This window comes from Roseiconus lacunae, assembly GCF_008312935.1.
Lineage (GTDB): Bacteria > Planctomycetota > Planctomycetia > Pirellulales > Pirellulaceae > Stieleria > Stieleria lacunae.
The window spans coordinates 38,524-57,246 of record NZ_VSZO01000017.1 but is presented as its reverse complement, the minus strand read 5'-3'; the positions used below and the strand labels follow the sequence as shown (position 1 = coordinate 57,246).

The following is an 18,723-nucleotide window of genomic DNA, read 5'->3' as shown; positions in this document are numbered from 1 at the left end:
AAGTCTATCGAAATCAGGCGTCTCGGGTAATGGGCAGGCCGGGCTCCACCGTTAGAGTGAGTCCGAACGCACTCGGGTAGGCCCTAGTGCACTCGGGTAGTTCCTGACGCAGTCGCCAAGCAGTCTTTAGGCAAAGATAAACACGAGCGACTGGGCGACGATGATCCGCAAAATCATCGTCAACGGATAAACCGCCGCGTAGGCGGTCGCGCTGGCGTTGCAGTCACGCATCGAACCGGCAAAGGCCAGCGCCGGCGGGTCGGTCATGCTTCCGGCAATCACGCCACAGATCGTCAGGTAGTTCTGTTTCCAGACCACGCGGGCGAGCACCCCGGCGATCAGCAGCGGGATCATCGTGATGAACAATCCGGCGACGATCCACTGCAATCCGTTGAAACTCATCGCGGATTCGACAAAGGTCTCGCCCGCACCAAGTCCCGCACAGGCAAGGAACAGGATGATTCCCAATTCCCGAAGCGCCAGGTTCGCCGACGAGGGGATGTACCAAACAAATGTACCGATACTACGAACCAAGCTGAACACGATCGCGGCAATCAGCGGACCACCGGCAAGTCCCAGCCGCACGGGAAACGGGACTCCCGGGATCGATAGCGGGATCATGCCCGCGAGCACGCCGATCGCAATGCCGACAAACAAGGGGGAGAACTGCGTCTCCTTCATCGACTTAGTCGAATTTCCCAGGTGTTCGGTGACTCGATCAAGGCTTTCGTTATCCCCGACGACTTGCACGATGTCGCCGTAGAACAATCGGCTTGTCCCTCGCGGGACCATTTCCACCCCACTACGCGTGATCCGGGTGATCGTGACGTTGTAGAACCGGTCGAGCGAGAGCGTCGCGAGTGTTTTGTTGAGTACCGGCCCCGCGGTCACATAAATTCGTCGCGAAGTCACATTGCCCGATTGTTGCATCAAGTCTTCGTCACTGGGGCGGCCGATCAAAGGTACAAATCTTGCCAAGCCACTTTTCGGGCCCACCACTTGAACGACATCGCCTTCGCCCAAGAGCGTCTGTTCGGTCGCCGCTTCGACGGTGTCGTCACCGGCGCGGCGAATCCGTGAGATTCGGACGCCGGTTTCGTCGATGCCGGGGATTTCACCAAATGGAACAAGATCTAGCCTCGCGTTTTCGACAATGACGCTTCGTCGTTCGATGGCTTCATGTCCGTTGCTGTTTTTCGATTCATATCGTTCGACTTCGCTATCTAAGTCGACTTTAAAAAACTTCTTGAGCAGCAACATCGATGCAATGATGCCAAGGATCCCGCCGGGGTAGGCGACCGCGTATGCCGATGCCAATGACGAGATGTCCATCGTGCTATCGGATTCGCTTAGCATCGTTGCCGCTTGCTCCGCCGCACCGAGGGAAGGTGTGTTGGTCGTCGATCCGCTGAACAGACCCGCCACGGCGGTGGCCGGGAATCCGAGCAGGTATCCAAACAACGCTACGAGCGCAAACCCTTGCAGCACGATCAGCAGCGCGAGTCCGTTGAGTAACAACCCTTGCTGTTTCCAAAGCTGGATGATCCCGGGGCCGAGCTGGATTCCGATCGTAAAGACAAACAGGATCAAGCCAAACTCTTTAGCAAAGTGATTGATTTCGGGATTGATCGTTGCGCCGAAATGGGCAAACACCAACCCTGAGAACAACACACCGGCAGGTCCGAGTCCGATACCGCGAATGCGAAGACTGCCGAAAGCGAGACCGCTCACGGCGACGGCAGATATCACCAAAATGGCGGTGGTGATCGTGGACACGGTCTTGATTCCCCCTAGCGAAATGAATCGCGTCAAAGATTGAAGCGAAGCGACCCCCGCTCTCATTCAATCCTCGGTCGACACAAACTTCCGTCCAGCGGAAATGTACAGGAGCAAACACGCCGGGCAACGTGCGGGGCAGCGAGTTCGGCAAAGCACCGCACCGCTCTCCCTACCACCGCTCTGTCGATCGATTCTCGGCCCTTATCGAGTGAACGAATCAGTCTGATGGATCGCCGACGCGTCGGTGAGGAACTTCCCGCCGCACGTTTCGCCAACGTCTGACATCAGGGTTAGCCGAATGGCGTTGGCCACGGATTCGGTGCAGTAACCGTGGCTAACGCCATTCGGCTAATGATTGGATCCGCCGCCGAGCGTTAGCTCCCGGTTAAGTGTTCCGACTGGGTTCGCAATCGATTGCATCGGCAAGCACTTGCAACAACCCTGGCTAACGCGATGCGGCTAATGATTGGATCCGCCGCCGAGCGTTAGCTCGCGGTTAAGTGTTCCGACTGGGTTCGCAATCGATCGCATCAGCAAGCACTTGCAACAACCGTGGCTAACGCGATGCGGCGAATCCTAAATTCAAAGATTAACGAAGCACTAGACGCAAACTCCGGTTCGTCGCTCGGAGAGAACGCGAGCGTATCGGCGCAGTCTTCGATCGCGCATAAAAAAACGGCCTTGAAGCGTGGTGTCTTCAAGGCCGCTGGGTCATTTTTTACTTTGCAAAAGCAACGTTGACTCTGAAGTTCGGCGCGGGATGCTTCGCTTCAGCCTCGGGCGTCGCTTCGCGCTCAACTACTGTCCGCAGTTGGTGCAACCAGCACCTTCGGCAATCGGAGCTGCGGTTGCTTCGCCACAAGAGCTGCAACCGGCTGCCGAAGGAGCCGAGGTTCCGTAGCAATAGACAGGAACTTTGACGGTCGTCGGAACCTGCTTGCAAACTCGTACTTGAACTTCCTTCATGGTCTCAACCGGGACTCGGACCTGATAGGTTTCCGGAACTTCTTCGGTCACGGTTTCATAAACGGTGACGTTGTAGTTACGGGTACGAGTTTCTGGGACGCAAACGGTGTACTGCACTTCACGCTCACGGGTTTCTTCTTCCATGCGCGTTTTGGTGACTTCACGAGTTCGCGTTTCAGTCGTGCAGGTCGTCTTGGAAACCTTGCGGGTGCGGGTTTCCAAGCGAGTCTTGCGAACCGGAACGGTGCAAGTTTTGGTCTCGGTGACGTACTTGGTCACGGGAACCATCTTGGTGCGAGTCTCATTGCGATATTTGGTCACTTCACACTCGCGAGTCTCTTGACGCGTTTTTTGAACGCAGACGGTGCGGGTGCGGGTTTGTGGTTCCATTTCGCAGTACGAAACTTCGCGGGTGCGATCTTCCAAGCGGGTCTTGCGAACCGGAACAGTCGCGGTGCGAGTCTCAACAACGTATTCGCAGTAAGGAACTTCGCGGGTGCGGGTTTCCAAGCGGGTCTTGCGAACCGGAACCTGACGGGTGCGAGTTTCGGTACGGTACTTGGTGACGTTGCAGGTCCGGTCTTCGATGCGAGTTTTGCAAAGGGTGACAGGGCGAGTGCGTTGTTCGGTGCGGTACTTAGTGACGCAGACCGTACGGGTGCGAGTTTCCGGGCGGCACTTGGTGACCTTGACGGTGCGAGTGCGAGTTTCCGGAACGCAGCGAGTTGTCGTGTACGTGTAGGGCTCTTCGACGGTCTGACGTTCGTAGGTCGTCACGGGGACTTCCTTGGTCACAACGTTGGGAACCCAAACCTTCTTGTACGTGACGGCCGGGGCACATGGGGTGCCACAACCGACCACTCCACCGCCGCAGCCACCGCAACTGGTAGCGCAGCCACCGCATCCGCCACAACCGGCGCTGGCGGTCGAGCCACAGCCGCCGCACGAGGTCGACTCGGCCGCGATCGCTTGGCACTCATACTTGCCGTGATCCTCGGTGACCGTTCGTGTCGTGGTCACAGGAACGCACTTCGTAATCGTGCGAGTCGCAGATTTGGTTTCCGTTACGGGAACCATCACCGTGTACTCTTGTTGTTCCTCTTCGGTGTAGGCAACTTGAGCGGTGTACTCTTGCTGAACTTCTTCGGTGTAAGGAACGCTGACCGAGTAAGGCTGTTCGACCGTCTCGGTGTAGGGCACCTGAACCTGATAAGTCTTCTGCTCGGTGAAAGGCACCTTCACGCAGTAGGTCTGAGTGACGTAGTCGGTGTATGGAACGCAAACTTGATACTCAACGGTCTTGGTTTTGCGAACCGGAACTCGGACTTGGTACTCTTTCTGGACTTGCTCGACGTACGGAACGCATACCTGGTAAGTCTCGGTGCGGCTTTTGCGAACCGGGACTTGAACCGTGTACTCTTCTTGGACTTGCTCGGTGTACGGGACCGTGACCTCGTACTGCTTGGTTTCCTTGTAGGGAACGCAAACAGTGTAGGCTTGTTCGACTTCGGTCGTTTGCGGGACCTGGACGTCGTAAGTCTTTTCGACTTGGTCGACGTAAGGGACGCAGACTTGATACTCTTCCTCGACCTCGGTCGTCACCGGGATCGTCACCGTGTAAGGAACTTCTTCGGTGTACGAAACGGGGACCATGACCTTGTATGATTCGGTCTTGGTGCGAACTTCGGGAACGTTGACCGTGTAGGTTTCTTCACGAGTTTCGACTTTCGCAACCTGACGGGTCACCGTACGCATACGGGTCTTCGTCTGGCATTCGTAAGACGTCACCGGGACCATTTTGGTTTCGGTGACCCACTGGTTTTGCATCACCGTCCGCTCTTCATAGGCGGGGGCAGGGGCACAACCGTCAGCCGTGGCGGTGTCCGCACACGGGGTAACACACGCCGCGCCGGCAGCGCAGCCGCTGCAATCGCCGCATCCGGCGAAAACGTTCGCAGCGAGCAGCAGGGCCGAGCAGATGCCGACCACGCCTCTAACGATACTTTTCATCATTCAGGGATTCCTCCAAGTAGTTTCACAGCTCGCGAGCCAAATGTTGAGAATTTCTGGAAAATGCAACGGCTGCGCAGTCTGGGCTACCGCCCAGCCCCTTGAATGTAGACCTGCGATAAACACTGTCAACAAGACGCTGCGACGACTTTCCTCAAATTAGCGGTTTTACCTAAACCGCAAATTAGCCGCCTTCAAACCGCAGGCCACGCGTGTCGTCTGAAGACGCGAAACACTTGATGGAAACCCGTTCATTTGATCATCTTTTTCTCCAAATCCGCATATTCAGCGGGTTTGGCGCGGCTGTTTGGCACACCGCGGGTTTCAAAATTTTTCTCGAGTTCACGCGATCGCGACATCGCGGCGAATCGCATCGGCGCAAACTCGTCGGTGACGCTCGCGTCCGATCGGTTGAAACGGTTGCCGACCGGTTGGAAATTGCTCAGCGGTTGACCGGTTCGGCACCAGGGGGTGGGGTAGTTCGGAGGCAATGATCGAGCGGTGAGAGGTTACGCAGCGAATCACAGAGGGCAGCGGGTTGGTTCGCGCCTCCTGGGGCAACATCTCGCGCGATTCCTCGATCCGAAAACCTAGTGCTTCGTTCCACTTAAAGATACGGAATCGGCTCATCAGCCGGCGGGCGTTGGTCCTGCGTTATTGCACCGAAACATGGGCGAGCGCCAATCGGGCAATCTTAAGTCCAGGTACTAGACGAGTCACCGGTAGCGAACGGGAGCATTGAGTGAGGCAGAAGGTGAGCACTGAAAAGAAGCGACAACCTCGATGCCCGCGATTGAACAGTGATTCTGAAGCAGTGGTTCCGCTAATCAGGCTTCTGGTGCGCGGCGGGACAGTTCAGCAGCGGGGCGGGTTCTTACCATCGGGCAGACGCGCGCTGAGTCCGCCGGGGAGGTGCCGGTTTGGGGGCGTTTTTAATTACACTGCAGCTTTCGTGCTGGCGGCGGGAGGCCGTGGGGGACGGTCCGACGAGATGAGGCAAATTTTTGGTTTGGATGGAAATATTGTTAGCGGCAGATGAATGGACCCAAGGCCGTCTTAATTGCAGACTCTTCCTCGATGCGGAATTCGGGTGAAATTCGCTCTGGACGAAAGGTGTAAGCGTATCGGTTTTCTCTTATCATTCATGGTGAGCGGTTGCCGATGAACACCCGTGGATAGTAGATCCGAAATCATCGGTCAAACCGAGCAGGCGGGCTCGCGAGATCCCCTTTGCTCCATACGTTGTGTCGCGTGGTCAGAGGCGTCTTCAATGACTCAGTCGACTTCCTCCTTTGATGCTGTAAATGAAATCAGCCAAGGAGACCAGTCTAGACCTGCAGAGACAGGAGCTGGAAAAAAGCGACTGATCTGTGTGGGAGAGCTTTCCAGTTTGCCGCGCGACTACGTCGAAGACGATGTCCTGTTGCTTGATTCTTCCGCAACGGTGCTGGACCAATTGTCCGACCAGAGCATCGAAGGCGTGTGGATCGCGCGAGATCTGTTACCCGAACTCGGCGAACTCCGCGGCCTTTGTCAAAGCGGCCTGATGCTGCGCGACTTTCCCGAAGGTGCCGCGCTTCTGGATCAGAAAAATCGCGTCCTCTGGGCCAACCGCCGGCTGCGTCGCTGGTTTGACAAGGTTGAGAGCGATCCGGTCGGCGATACGATTTATGAAATGATGGGCAACCCCGAAATTCTGGGGTCTGACCTTTGTCCGTTTCACACCGCGTTCACGACGGGCGAAGAAAGCAGCGGAACGTTTCAAACCGAAAGCGGGCATTACTATCAGGTTCGCGCCGCGCCGGTCGGCGATCAGTCGCCGCCGACTCAGCTTGTGATCACAGTCGGCGACATCACCGAAGAAATCCTTCAGCAGCAAAAACTCGCCGCGATTCACCGCGCCGGGCGAGAGTTGGCCGACTTGCGGCCGAGCGAAATTTTCCAGATGGGTGTCGATGAGCGGATTGAGTTGCTCAAGGACAACATCCGGCACTACCTGCAGGATTTGCTGAACTTCGATGTCATCGAGATCCGTTTGCTCGAGCAAGCCACCGGCTACCTGCTGCCGTTGCTGAGCGTCGGAATCGACCAGGAAGCCGCCGATCGGCAGCTTTACGCCCATCCACACGGCAATGGCATCACCGGCTACGCCGCGTCGAGCGGCACGAGCTACTTGTGTTATGACGTGATCAACGATCCGTTGTTCATTCCCGGAGTCGCCAACTCACGCAGTTCACTGACCGTGCCGTTGATTCTTAACGATCAAGTGCTCGGCACGATCAACGTCGAAAGCCCTCAGATTGCCGCGTTCACCGAGAGCGATTTGCAGTTCTTGGAGATCTTTGCCCGCGACATCAGCTACGCACTCAATACGCTTGAGTTGTTGGTCGCTCAAAAAGCCGATACGGCTCAGCAAAGTTGCAACGCGATTCACAGCGCGGTCGCGATGCCGGTCGACGAAATTTTGAACGACGCCGTCAATGTGATGGAAGACTATATCGGGCACTCACCCGAGATGGTCGATCGGATTCGTCGCATCCTGAAAAATGCCCGCGACATCAAGCAAACGATCCAGCAGATCGGTCAGCGGATGACGCCTTTGGAAGCGGTTCCGCCTGGCATCTCGCCGAACGAACACGCACTGCTTCGCGACAAGCGTATCCTTGTCGTCGATGAGGACGCCACGGTCCGTGAAGACGCCCACCGGTTGCTCGAACGTTACGGCTGTATCGTCGAAACCGCCCGCGGTGCCGTTCAGGCGGTGCCAATGGTTCGCGACGCCGGGGACGAAAATAAATACGACGTCATCATTAGCGACATCAAGTTACCCGAGTACAGCGGGTTCCAATTGATGATGCGTTTGAAGGAACTGATTGACCCCGTTCCGATGATCCTAATGACCGGATTTGGGTACGATCCCGGACACTCGATCGTCAACGCATTGCAGAATGGATTGCATCCCAAGGCGAGACTTTACAAACCCTTCCGGCTGGACCAATTGATCGATGTGGTCAAAACGGTCCTTGAAGCCTACGGCGCGACGCCGGAAGACGCTGACGATAGCGAAAGCAACTAGTGTGACGTCCCGGTTGATAGCGAAGGTTCACACCTTCGTGGAGAACGCTCAGGCTTTCTGCCGCCGAACCTCTGCAGCGAACCTCTGCAGCGAACCTCTGCAGCGAACAACGTACGCCAAGTCTAGATGACGGCTCAATGGGTTACTCAGAAGTGCGGTGAGCATCGCTAAATCGACAAGCTCTTGGTCGGTTCCGCCGCATTGCCCTTGTCGATTAGACGCTAGCCGTCTTGACCGGTGGAACGCGTGACCATCCAGCCTTCGGCGGGGTCGGCCAACTCGAATGCTTCGTGATAGTCGCGTTGAGATTTTTCAACCCAAACTGCGGTACGCTGATGCCGTTTCGTTGGGCCAAATCGAATTGATTTGCGTGCGTACTTCCTCGCCGCAGAAAAATCTTGCTTGGCAACATTCGCAATTGCAAGGTTGTGCATTGCCGCCGTTGATAGCGGGTTCCAACGCAACGCCGTTCGCCATTCTCGCTCGGCTTCCTGCCATCGTCCGGTCGCGGCGAAGCGATTTCCGCGATGGACGTGCGAGCTTCCGAGGAGCCAGATTGGCTGATCCAGCCGTACACGATCGCGACGGATGGAAGGCGAAAGCAACGGCAAGGTCTCACGCACCATCGCTATTTCGAGCGCGGTCTGCTTGTCAGACACCAACCCCAGGTCGGGATACTTTTCGATCGCCGATTCCAGTGTGATCACAAGGGGAATGCCCATCTGCTGCTGAGCCGGCGATGCCGCCGACTTGGTGTTGCCGTCAGCCGAACTCGTGAGCTGGCCCTGTGAGGCGGCTTCGTCGATCGGTGTCAAACACCAAGAGACCGCGAGGCGTTCGTTGGCGTTCGCGATCGGGACCGGCCCGGGCTGCGGAAGTACCTCACCACGGAGCAGGTATTTGATTCCCTGTTGCTTCGCCAACGGGATCAAGGACACATCACTTGGCACGCTTTCTTGATGAGCCACCAGGGCGATTGGCCCAGTCGGTGATTCGGCCTGGGATTGTTCTTGCAAGCGATCGATGCTGATTAAATCGAAACGGCGTCCGGCATCGCGTGGGACCGCATCGAGTAAACGCTCCTCAAGCGACGCGACCACTTGTGGTGGCCCAACGATTTCAGACAGCAGTACACTTTGGTCGACTGCCGAATCGAGCACAGGCGGAACCCAGCGATGGACCGGAGCCGTGACCCGGCACCCGACGCATGCCGTGAAACACGCGATCAGCAAGATCTTTCGAAATGTTGTCGTCATACCCATCATGCGATTGCGATAGGCAATTCGCAGTAGGTTCGTCAAGATCGGCCACCGCCGCATCGGGTGATTTCAGAGATTGACGAAGCACTAATCAAGATTGTCAACGAAGAATCACCGACAAGAGACCACGCGTCCAAGGATTGCCGACCTCGGCAACGGCCCGATTTCCCGGCTATCGACAGAGACGGGGACGTTGTCGCCCAAGACAAAATACTGGTCCGCACCGAGTCTGATCGGATAACGAGCCTTCCGTCTCCGAACGTCGTCTCGAAATTCAATCTCGCGTACCACTCGCAGGTTTTGGGTGAGTTCATTGATGGACTCTCCCGGTGTTAACTCGACCGCGATCGGGTGTACGTCGGTAAGTTCCGGCGGGATCGCTTTCTTTCCATCTGGCTGCAGGTTGGGGGCGCCATCGCGTGAACGTGCAGTTCCGCCGGCCACAAGGGTTGCCAACACCTCACCACCGATGGAAAACAGTACCCGCCGCCGAGATGGCGATTTAAATTCGATCGCGAGCCGATCGACAGGGTTGAGCCCGCGTTTAACGTCGACGTTCATCGGATAGTCATCGTGAACCAGGCCAGGTTGATCGTCTCGGTAGGGATCACGGTGGTGATAGACGATCCAGCTGCCTTCTTTGGATCGCCTCCAATCCCCTGGGTTGCTCGGGACCTCCACCATGGCTGGTGGGATCGCGATCGTAGCATTCGCGATCCAGTCTTCCAGTCGGTTGCCGTTGAAACTCAATCTGCCTTGTTGCAGTTCAATGCGGTCACCGGGAATTCCGGCAAGCCGCTTAACATGATTACCGTCGGCAAAGCGGACCGCCACCAAATCACCTCGCCTGAGCGGCAGCGTCTCCTGATCTGATAGCATGACGTCACAAACCTGGCCTTCGGACAGTGTGGGGAGCATCGAACGGCCTCGGACCAGGAACTTGGATTGGCGCCTGGTCGTTCGCTGGTGCGGATCGACGGTTCGATTTCTGCGACCGATGTCGGATCTGGCGGTGCCCTGATGCTCGGCGACCCCGGCATCACTGCCGAGCCGAAAACCCAGCAATGCTGAAACAAGCAGCAACGCCACACCGCCGCAACCGACCAGCATCTTTGCGATTCGTGAGGAAAGAAACCGCTTGGACAACGTTGCAGGATCGGGCAAGAGGGGAAGACAATCCGCCTTTGCGGGGCGGGGTTCGACGGGGATTACCGAGCAATGGCGATTCGGCTGACGTTCGGCCGGACCTCTCGTTATACTCTGGATTGATGTCCGTGGCGGTCGAATGACGCGATTCTTGATTGTACGAGAATCTTTTCAGACCATTTCGATCACTGACGTCCTATTCCACGCAGACGCGTCTCCTCGTCGGCTGCCATTCGAATGTTGCCTTGGAATCAAACTGCCTGATGCGAGATCAATCCACCCTCCTTCACCAAACCCCCGCCAATAGCAAATCCAACTCGGTGAACGAGACCGACGCAAGCGAGGAAAATCGCCCGACCCCAGAAGAGAAATCGACACGTGGCAGGATGGGAATGGTTCCCGGCGTCCGCATTCTGGGGTCAGGATCGTTCGTCCCCGACAACGTTGTGACCAACGATGATCTCGCCGAACTCGGGTGCGACAGCGAGTGGATTGTGCGGCGTACCGGAATTTTGGAACGCCGGCATGCAACCGAAGACCAGGCCACCAGCGACCTGTGCTACGAAGCCGCGACACGATGTTTGGAGAACGCATCGGTAGCGATCGAAGACATTGACCTGATTTTGGTCGCGACGATCACGCCCGATCACTTCACCCCCTCGACCGCTTGTCACCTTCAACGGCGCCTTGGGGCCTTCGCCCCGGCAATGGATGTCGGGGCCGCCTGTGCCGGATTCATGTACGCGCTAACAACAGCGGCTCAGTTTGTCGCCAACGGAAATGCGAAGCGGGTTCTTGTCGTCGGTGCGGATTTGATGAGTCGGCTGATCGATCCGAATGACAAAAAGACGTTTCCGCTGTTCGGTGACGGAGCCGGTGCGGTCATCGTTGGCCCCGATGACCACGGTGACTCGGTGAGCGAAGGCAGCGGACCGGCAGGCATCCTCTCGTACCAACTGGGCAGTGAAGGTTGCGGAGGCGAAATGCTTTGTATTCCCGCCGGCGGTACACGGATGGCATTGACCGACCGGGCAAAGGAAGAAGGGCTGCAGTACCTGCAGATGGACGGCCGCAATGTTTTCAAATGGGCGGTTCGGGTGTTCGCCGAAAGCGCGAAGGACGTGCTCCATGCCGCCGGCGTGGATGCCAGTGAATTAGGGCTCGTCGTTCTGCACCAAGCCAACCAGCGAATCATTGATTCAGCCGTCTCGGACCTCGGTGTGACCGCCGACAAGGTCCTGGTGAACTTGGATCGCTACGGCAATACTTCCGGTGCCAGCATCCCGCTTGCTCTCGACGAGGCCTTCGAGGACGGGCGGATTAATCGCGGTGACTACGTGTTGCTATGCGGCTTCGGAAGCGGCTTGGCCTGGGGAACGGCGCTGATTCGGTATTAGGGGTTTGGCCGATCGGAACCTTGAGTGTCACTGAGCAACCGTGGCTAGTGCTTCGTCAACTTCTGAAATTAGGGTTAGCCGAATGGCGTTAGCGACGGTTTCGGTGCAAAACCGGAGCTAACACCCGTCGGCTGATGAGTCAAACGCGAACATTTTGTCCAGACAGAGTGCTCGTGCCGTTTCGGTAAACCGGGTTTCCGATGCTAGGCGCAAGATTAGGGCCATTGGGGGGCGCGTTTTTCGACGAATGCCGAAATCCCTTCGGCGGCCGAATCGGTGCTGCATAGTGTAGCGCCGCTGGCCGCACCGGCGGCCAAGTTTGTCAGTAGAGTTTCGCCGATCGATTCGTTCAGCATTCGCTTGGTTGCTTGGATCGATTCGCGAGGTGCCTGCCCGCATCGCTTGGCCCAATCGTTGGCCGTGACCCAGACCTGATCCGCATCGGTCACCTGGCAACACAATCCACGCGTGAATGCTTCTTCGGCTCGCATCGGTTCTCCGGTCAGCAGCATTCGCGATGCGATCGCGCTGCCGATCCGGAACTCCAGTAGCGGTGCCGTGAGGCCACCGATCAATCCACGTTGGGCGGCGTTAGCGATCAGTTCCGCACGCTTTGACATCACCAGCAAGTCACATGAGAGTGCGACGGCCAGCCCTGCCCCGATCGCACCGCCATCGACAGCCGCGATCACGGGTTTGGGAAATCGCAACAGCGTCTCGCAAAGCTCGGTCAACTGCTGCCACGCTTCCAGCCATTCGGGCATTGCATCGATCGGTTCTTTGACAGAGATTTTTGCAAAGTCCTTCAAGTCGACGCCGCTGCAGAAGTGATCGCCTTTTCCGGTCAAGACAACTGCCGTGACCCGTTTCTCCTGATGGATATCGCCAAACGCTTCGGTCAACTGATGAACGAGTGACGCGTTGAGCGCGTTATGAACTTCGGGCCGATCGATCACGATCGTCGCCACATTTTCATTGACTTTGATGTCGACTTGTTCCATGGGATCGTCTTCTCCTCTGATCAGTCGTCGGGTGGGGTTATTGCAACTCGGCCAGCGTGTGCATCGAATCGGCGAGGTCACGGTACAGTTTTTGGTAGACCGGGAATAGCTTGTTGTAGCTCGCCGCATCTTTGCGATTGACGCCCGTCGCGTCTGCTTTTTCGATGGTCGCCTTGCATGCCGACTGAATGTTTTTAAACGCACCATCGCCGACGGCGGCCAGCAGTGCGACTCCGTATGCCGGACCTTGCTCGACTTTTAACGTCGTGATCTTCTTACCAAAGACATCCGCCTGCATCTGTCGCCAGAATGGGTTCTTGCTGCCTCCACCCGACGCTCGGATCTCACGAACGGGAACGCCGAGTGACTCGATGATCTCTAGGCTATCACGAAGTGCAAACGTGATCCCTTCCATCACGCTTCGGGTCATCGCGCCGCGCGTGTGGGTTAGGTTCAGGCCGACGAAGGAGCCGCGTGCTTGGGGATCAGCGTGCGGTGTGCGCTCGCCGTTCAGGTAAGGCAAAAACAGCAAGCCTCCGCTACCCGCGTCGATCTGCTGTGCTTCGGCCGTGGCGGCGGCATAGGCATCCCCGTCGCCGATTCCCGCCAGGCCTTGCAAGACCGATTCAACCCACCACTGTAGCGACCCGCCGCTGGTCAAGTTGACTCCCATCATGTGCCACGCACCGTTGACTGCATGGCAGAACGTATGCAGGCGACCGCTCGCATCGTATTGTGGTTCGTCACTGTGAACGAACATTACGCCGCTGGTTCCGATCGACGTGCTGAGGATTCCTTTCTTGACCACGCCATTGCCGACCGCACCGGCGGCACAATCGCCCGCGCCACCGACGACTTTGCAGTCTGTCGTCAAACCGAGTGCCGTCGCGGCCGCTTGAGTCAATGTCCCGGTGACTTGTTCACTCTCAACAACCTCGGGCAATAGGCTATCATCGAGTTGCAGCTTCGACAGTAAATTCTTCGACCACTTACGTTTCACAACGTCCAACAATAGCGTGCCGCTGGCATCGCTCACTTCACTAAAGAACTCCCCCGTCATTCGCCGACGGATTTCGTCTTTTGGGAGCAGCACTTTCGCGAGCCGGTCATAGTTCTTCGGTTCGTTGTTACGAAGCCAGAGAATCTTTGGAGCTTGAAAGCCGGTGAGTGCTGGGTTGGCGACCATCTTGATCAGTCGCTTGCGCCCGCCGGCGGCGGCCGTGATTTCATCGCACTCGGCGGCCGTGCGTTGGTCGTTCCACAGAAGCGCCGGTCGGATGACGTTGTTCTTTGCATCCAAGAACACGCTGCCATGCATTTGGCCGCTCAGGCCGATTGCCTTGACGTCCTGTGGTTTTAGCTTTGCCTTCTTCATCACCGTGTGTACGGTCTTGATCGTTGCCGCCCACCAATCATCGGGGTCTTGCTGTGTCCATCCCGGTTTGGGTTGCTCCATCGGATAAGTCGCGTCTGCTTCGGCGAGCAACGCACCATTCTCGTCGATCAACAACGTTTTTGTTCCGCTGGTACCGACATCAATTCCTAAGTAGTGACTCATGATGAAGAAAATTCAAAAAGGGGAAAAGGAAAATTGCGTTGACAATAACCGCCGACCAAAACCGTATGCATTGGTTTCGGCAACGCACCCCCGGCATCTTGACCAAGCGGTGAACCGGAATCGCGGGGACTGCGTATCGTACCGAGGCCGATGCTGTATCGTCATTTCGCGATGCCGCGATCCGAATTGTTTTCCCAAAATGATGTCGGTCGGCGGAGATATATTACATCGTCAGCGTTCAAGCAAAAACGTTTGAAGTCGATCGTTGGGGACCCGCTCGATCGGACCATGCCCCTCCTGCTTTGATATGGCTGACGCAGCCCACACCACCTCGATTCACCTTCGACCTGATGTCAAGCATTGCTCACGGAAGTCAACGCCCCAATGACGCCCGCATTCCGGTCCCGCGGCGTACCGCTTTGGGGATTCTTTCTTCGCTTGCCCTATTCGGATGTGATCGTTCCGAGTCGGTCCCTGAAGAAAGATCATCCACTCCCGCCCCGAGCAACGTTCCGCTGCGAATTGTTTTCGACGGCGGCACCGACGACGCAGAACGGATCCGACGTGCGTATGGAGCCGCAGCCGAGCAGCCGATCGAAGTCTCAAGTGTTGACAGCGCAAAGTCCGATCAAATCTCAGCGATCGTTCAGCAAGTTCAACTCAGTGACGTCGCAGTTGTCTCGCAAGCGTTGCTGGGAAGGTTGATCAATGACGAAGCAATCGTCGATATCAACGACGATGTCTTCGATGAGATCGATTCGCGGTACGGTCGTTCGTTCTCCGCGATCGAAAACTCTTCCGGACGTTTCGATGGTCTTCGTTGGGGGGTCGCGGTCGGCGCCAAACCATTGGCCGTGCTTTCGCTCGACCCAGACTTGGAATTGAAAACCTGGGCTGACCATGCCCAGTGGGCCGCGGACCTAAACGGAAAAACCGCTGAACCGTTGGCCGAGGGTTGGGCTGCCCATTCGTTTTTTAATCGCTGTGCGTTGCAATTTGACCGGGGCTGGCTATTCGATCGCCTGACGCTGAAACCAAGCATCGATCAGCCTCGGTACATCGATGCGCTGCAAGGTTTGGTTGACACCGCAAAGGTCTATGCGTCGACCGAAATGACGCCAGGCGGAATCTACAATCAAATCCGTAATGGAGTACTGCAAGGCGGCATCGGTTTCGTCGCACCGCCGACCGAATCCCTGTCCGATGGCGATGCGGCGAAGGAAGTGTTCGACATCAGTGCTACGGCGTGCCCCAATGAGACCGAAACAGAACGGGTTTGGCTTGGGCCACAAACGCGACTTGCTTGTGTGAGTACCGGTTGCCGGCAGACCGAAGCGTCGCGTCGATTTATCGGTTGGCTTTCCGGTGGCGCGCCGCAATCGGGGGCGTTACGGCAAACGGTTGCAATCGGTGTCACTCGCGAGCCGATCGAGTCGCAACAGGCAACCGGCGGTGGGAACGGCTATGACCGTTGGGTTGTCGACCAACTAAAGACATCACGTGTCGTACCAGGACCTTGGATTCCGGGCGGGATGCGATACTACGACGTCTTGGATCAAGAGGTACGAAGCTGTTTGGCAAGTGAACGAACGCCGGCGCAGGCTCTCAAGAACGTCGCCGACGCCTGGAGCCAAATTACCGAAAAGCTCGGCCGCGACAAACAACTCGTCGCGTGGAAAAAATTAGACGTTTAGTGGTGTGTTGGCGGATTCATCCGGCATCGATCACTCGCCAATCGGCAATGCCAACCCGCATGTGACAACTAAAGCAAAAGCAGCTTTGGTGTCGCTTGACCAAGGTTCCCGCTGCGCCGGGCCTTGATACGAACATAGGGTGCAATGAAGCTCGCACGATCGGCGAAGCTATTCAGCGACGCATCCGGTTTGGCATGCTTGGGTTCAACCAAGTCTTCGATCACAAATCCCGCGCGACAGATTCCGCCTACAAGTTGCTCCCAGCGATGCAAGTACTCCACGGCGCCCGATTCACGCAAACGCCGCGAACTGGATGTCGGTCGATCGGGCGGCGGGACCGGGCGATCACGATAGTACGTGTGGCGAACGGAATACCCCTCGGCATTCCGTTCGTACGCGGCCTGTAGACTGGTCGGTTGCTTGTGCTGGCTGATGTATATGGCCCCGGCCTTGGCGACCCTCGCGACTTCGCGGAAGACCGGGGCGACATCGGGAACGTAGCACGTGCTGACCGGATGGATGATCACATCAAACGACGCATCGGCAAGCCCAGAGAGATCCTCCATCGATGTTTGAAGGATCCGAAGCGAAAAGCCACGTTGGGCGGCGACTTGCCGATCAAGCTCCAGCATCGCACCGCTCAGATCAACGACGGTAACCAACCCACCGGCGGCGGCATACAATGAACTCTGTCGACCCCCGCCGGCGGCTAGGCATAAAACATGCTTGCCCTTGATGTTTCCACCTAACCAGCCCGCTCGGTCGACGACGGACAGCGGGTCGGCGAGCTCCTCTTCCGTTGCCGGCCGGCACAATGGATCACCGGCCGCCGCCATCCGATCATAGACGCGACGATTCGCATCAAGAACCGATGCGTCGGCGCCGGAGGGGGGTGAAGATTGCTGATCCACGATGCGTCCACTACAAACAAGTTGATGGCAGGATTGGTCGAGGCAATCCCTTTGGTGTTTCAGGGAAATATACCAAGTCCGCATCTGCTTGCACTTGCGACCACGCCAGCATGACCGAAGCCGGCGTTTCCGTGCTACTCGAATCGAAGTGTGCCGAAGTTGTCGATGTCATGGAAGCTCTTACCGACACGTGCCCAGTCCCATGACGTTGAAGGTTTTGCGTCATAGTCGACGCGGTAAAAATTGGCTCGCCAAGTTGTCCCCGATTTTGGCGGAACATTTTGTAGTGGTTTAAGCAACGCGTACGGGAGGAAGACCTCGGCGCTCCAGCCGCTCACCGTTGCCATCGATTCAGACTTGCCGTCACGTACGGTGACTTTCTTTTTAATCTTGCGATCACCCTCATAATGCCAGGGACGCCAGCCCAGGAACTGTCCGTCAAGTTTGGGGACGAGGATGGGAAGTTCGTAGCCCAGCGGTGAAATCTCGTATTCAAAGTAAACGGTATGATCCTCGTCAGGCCAAAAGAAGAACTCATAGACATCTTCATTCCACAGATCTAGGAAGTCCTCCTTCATCGTCGCGGTTAGTTTCTTGTCGGTACCATCGAAAAGCACGTACACACCAGATGCCGAGTACAGCATCTTGATTCGCGCGGTGTAATCAGCGGTGCCACCGTCGCGGCGGCGAAGCGATACCCAGTCCGCAGCTCTCCAGGCGTCGTTGTCACCGAGGCCGGTGATTTCGAAATCGTCGCAGCGATTGACCGTCATGCTCGGACGATCCGACTCGGCAGCCAAAAGCGTCCGGTAATTGCTCATCAGAACAGCGAAGAACGCGAGAGCAAAAACAAGCAAAGTGGGCGAGGGAAAACTCAATCGCGCCGGTAGGTCACGGAGATTGATCATGGATAGCGTCACGGCAGAGAGGCAAAGAAGAAACTACAACCAGCCCCCATCGTATCGAATCGACTCCCTGGTGTGCGGAGCCGGATCGTTCGGGGCGTAAACTCGGAGAACGGTTGATGAACGCTCGCATGTCGTCAACCTCTGGAATCAGGACTCGTCGATAGGCGTTCGCCACGGTTTCCGTGCAATCTGGTGCGAGCGGTAGACGGCTGCTGAGCCGAAACCGAAGGTTGGCTCTAAACGAAGCACTAGCCGGTGGTTTGAAAAACGCCGACTCGAAATACCAGCACCAACAACTCCCGCCCCGATCAATCCAAGCCGCCTCAGGGAGTGGGAGAAGGTTGCCGGAGCGGCGATGCGCGACTAACGTTTTACGATTCCGCAATGCTCTGTATTGTCTTTTTGATACTCTCACACATGCAATCTGCTCATGATCAATTCTCGACTCGCTTGTTGCGTCGCCCTCTTGGTCGTACTTTCGACCGCAACGGTGTCAGCCCAATGGGATCCGAATGACTCGACTTTTGATCCAGCTTTGAAGTCGGTCGTGATCGGGAACCGGACTTGGATTGGAGACCCCTCTCCCTTTGTCCATCAAGGTACCAAGCGGACCGGCTACACGCATGTCAATGCGAACCAATACGAAGGTATGGATCCATCGGTCGGTGTGTCGTTAATGGTTCCGCTCGAAATTGGCGAAACGAAACCCGTCGCCGGCGGCATCGTCATGATGAACGTCGAACAGGCGAAGGCCTTTGTCAAAGCAGCCGAGAAATTAACCAAGAAAAAGCAAGACGCGGAATCCAAGGTCTCGCTTAAGACGATGATCAAAGACATGAATTGGACCCTCTCACTCGAAAAGGAGTCGCCCAAGTCGCAAGTCGTTGTCCTCGGGAACAAGTCAGACGACAGTGATGACCGTTACCAGTTTTCAATCAATGCGATGAAGAAACTCATCGGCGCAGTCCAACACGCAATCAATACGTTAGTCACTGCCAAGGCCTCGCCTTCGCAGTGA

General features: G+C 56.7%; 12 protein-coding genes. 4 read left to right on the top strand and 8 right to left on the bottom strand.

Going from position 1 to position 18,723, the window contains the following annotated elements; translation table 11 throughout:
- Window positions 1-126 precede the first annotated feature (126 nt).
- A complete protein-coding gene (locus FYC48_RS20885) occupies window positions 127-1,776 on the bottom strand; it encodes a putative transporter (protein WP_149498741.1) in 1,650 nt (549 codons plus the stop codon).
- Between the two features lie 801 nt (window positions 1,777-2,577).
- Complete coding sequence (locus FYC48_RS20880) at window positions 2,578-4,758, bottom strand: hypothetical protein (protein WP_149498740.1); 2,181 nt, start codon at window positions 4,756-4,758, stop codon at window positions 2,578-2,580.
- A gap of 1,267 nt (window positions 4,759-6,025) precedes the next feature.
- Here FYC48_RS20880 and FYC48_RS20875 point away from each other — a divergent pair.
- Window positions 6,026-7,831, top strand: a complete 1,806-nt coding sequence (locus FYC48_RS20875) for a response regulator (protein WP_149498739.1) — start codon at window positions 6,026-6,028, stop codon at window positions 7,829-7,831.
- A gap of 221 nt (window positions 7,832-8,052) precedes the next feature.
- Here FYC48_RS20875 and FYC48_RS20870 read toward each other — a convergent pair whose 3' ends face one another.
- Both FYC48_RS20870 and FYC48_RS20865 read right to left on the bottom strand, forming a co-directional pair.
- Window positions 8,053-9,150 (bottom strand): tetratricopeptide repeat protein, encoded by a 1,098-nt coding sequence (locus FYC48_RS20870; RefSeq protein ID WP_160149674.1) that lies wholly within the window; start codon window positions 9,148-9,150, stop codon window positions 8,053-8,055.
- 51 nt (window positions 9,151-9,201) lie between these two features.
- Window positions 9,202-10,236: a S26 family signal peptidase gene (locus tag FYC48_RS20865; RefSeq protein WP_160149673.1), complete on the bottom strand. Its 1,035-nt coding sequence runs from the start codon at window positions 10,234-10,236 to the stop codon at window positions 9,202-9,204.
- 386 nt (window positions 10,237-10,622) lie between these two features.
- Here FYC48_RS20865 and FYC48_RS20860 point away from each other — a divergent pair, with 386 nt between their 5' ends.
- Window positions 10,623-11,633, top strand: a complete 1,011-nt coding sequence (locus FYC48_RS20860) for a beta-ketoacyl-ACP synthase III (protein WP_149498783.1) — start codon at window positions 10,623-10,625, stop codon at window positions 11,631-11,633.
- Window positions 11,634-11,848: 215 nt separating this feature from the next.
- Here the strand turns inward: FYC48_RS20860 and FYC48_RS20855 are convergent, their stop codons facing one another.
- Both FYC48_RS20855 and xylB read right to left on the bottom strand, forming a co-directional pair.
- Window positions 11,849-12,634: an enoyl-CoA hydratase/isomerase family protein gene (locus tag FYC48_RS20855; protein ID WP_149498736.1), complete on the bottom strand. Its 786-nt coding sequence runs from the start codon at window positions 12,632-12,634 to the stop codon at window positions 11,849-11,851.
- Between the two features lie 37 nt (window positions 12,635-12,671).
- Entirely contained in the window at window positions 12,672-14,192 is a 1,521-nt protein-coding gene (gene xylB, locus FYC48_RS20850) for a xylulokinase (protein WP_149498735.1), read from the bottom strand.
- 350 nt (window positions 14,193-14,542) lie between these two features.
- Here xylB and FYC48_RS20845 point away from each other — a divergent pair, with 350 nt between their 5' ends.
- Window positions 14,543-15,886, top strand: coding sequence for an extracellular solute-binding protein (locus FYC48_RS20845; protein WP_149498734.1), 1,344 nt, complete (start codon window positions 14,543-14,545; stop codon window positions 15,884-15,886).
- A 68-nt stretch (window positions 15,887-15,954) separates the two neighbouring features.
- On the opposite strand, the gene FYC48_RS20840 is transcribed toward FYC48_RS20845, so the two are convergent.
- Complete coding sequence (locus tag FYC48_RS20840; protein ID WP_149498782.1) at window positions 15,955-16,722, bottom strand: class I SAM-dependent methyltransferase; 768 nt, start codon at window positions 16,720-16,722, stop codon at window positions 15,955-15,957.
- 209 nt (window positions 16,723-16,931) lie between these two features.
- Window positions 16,932-17,705, bottom strand: a complete 774-nt coding sequence (locus FYC48_RS20835) for a carbohydrate-binding family 9-like protein (RefSeq protein WP_235034345.1) — start codon at window positions 17,703-17,705, stop codon at window positions 16,932-16,934.
- Window positions 17,706-18,135: 430 nt separating this feature from the next.
- Here FYC48_RS20835 and FYC48_RS20830 point away from each other — a divergent pair, with 430 nt between their 5' ends.
- Window positions 18,136-18,723, top strand: a complete 588-nt coding sequence (locus tag FYC48_RS20830; RefSeq protein WP_149498732.1) for a hypothetical protein — start codon at window positions 18,136-18,138, stop codon at window positions 18,721-18,723.